Raw genomic sequence first — 1,109 nt, 5'->3', positions numbered from 1 at the left:
CCATGTGGACACTGGCGGCGAGTTTCTGGAGGAAAACGAAACAGAGCGCTATTTTCCTAACATCGGTCTTGGCGGGAAACTACCGGATTTCGTCATGGTATTGGCCGGTGAGCCTGTTGCCGTTATTGAGGCCAAGAATGATCTGAAAAAGCTCAATACGGCAATTACTGAGGCATGCGACTACGCCGAAGAGATTAACCGTAGTGGTAAACATACGGTCAATATTGCAATCGGCGCAGCAGGTGAGGAAGACACAGGGTTTAGCGTTATGGTGCTTTACCTAACTAAGAAAGGTTGGAAGCCACTAACCTCTCATGGCGCAGAATTAACCAATATTCCCTCCAAACGTGAAACTGAGCTTGCCATCCAGGCGGGTAACAGCACTACGGTAGTCACTGTTCCTGACCAAAGTGATTTTATTGACGCTGCAATTGAGCTCAGCAGCATACTTCGTCAAGCAAAGATTGAGGCACCCCTGCGGCCAAAAGTGATCGGAGCGATGGTGGCCGCCATGTATGAGGGTGAAATTGTTACTACCCCATCCAAGGCTCTGGCTTCGGTGAACTCGCTGGCCGCTGCAGCCATCAATAAAACAACAGACATTCCCAAGAAAAAGAAAAAACAGCTGATCGACGCCTTAAAATTATCGGGTGCTGATTTTAACCGCCTGTCCGGGTATATCGGCAGAGTGGTCACCATCCTGAAACAACTTAATGTCAAAGCGGTGCTTCAGACGGATACCGACTTTTTAGGGATGTTTTACGAAGCATTCCTGCGTTATGGATATGACAACAATTCGCTAGGTATTGTTTTTACGCCGCGGCACATCACCCGTTTCTGTGTCGAACTAACAGGCGTCAGACCCAAGGACCGCGTGATTGACATCGCATCTGGTACCGGCGGGTTCCTTGTTGCAGCTTTTGACCGCATGCTGGCTCAGGCAAAAAGCAACGCGCAGCGAGAAACCGTTAAGTCAAATATTTCTGGGTTTGATACCAACCCGACAATATGGGCGCTTTCCACGTTAAACATGTTTTTCCGTGGTGATGGTAAAGGCCACATGGAAAATGGTAGCTGTTTCGATAGCCACAATCGCGCATTAATTGACG

Annotated in this window: 1 protein-coding gene; it reads left to right on the top strand. The window is 48.6% G+C overall.

What is annotated here, in order from left to right:
- A partial coding sequence (locus ACOCD2_RS21290; protein ID WP_419626060.1) for an HsdM family class I SAM-dependent methyltransferase occupies positions 1-1,109 on the top strand: 1,109 nt, incomplete at both ends.

The sequence above is a fragment of the Thiolapillus sp. genome (genome assembly GCF_048562965.1).
Lineage (GTDB): Bacteria > Pseudomonadota > Gammaproteobacteria > Chromatiales > Chromatiaceae > Thiolapillus > Thiolapillus brandeum_A.
The sequence above is the reverse complement of the archived record's forward strand: the minus strand, read 5'-3'. Positions and strand labels throughout refer to the sequence as shown.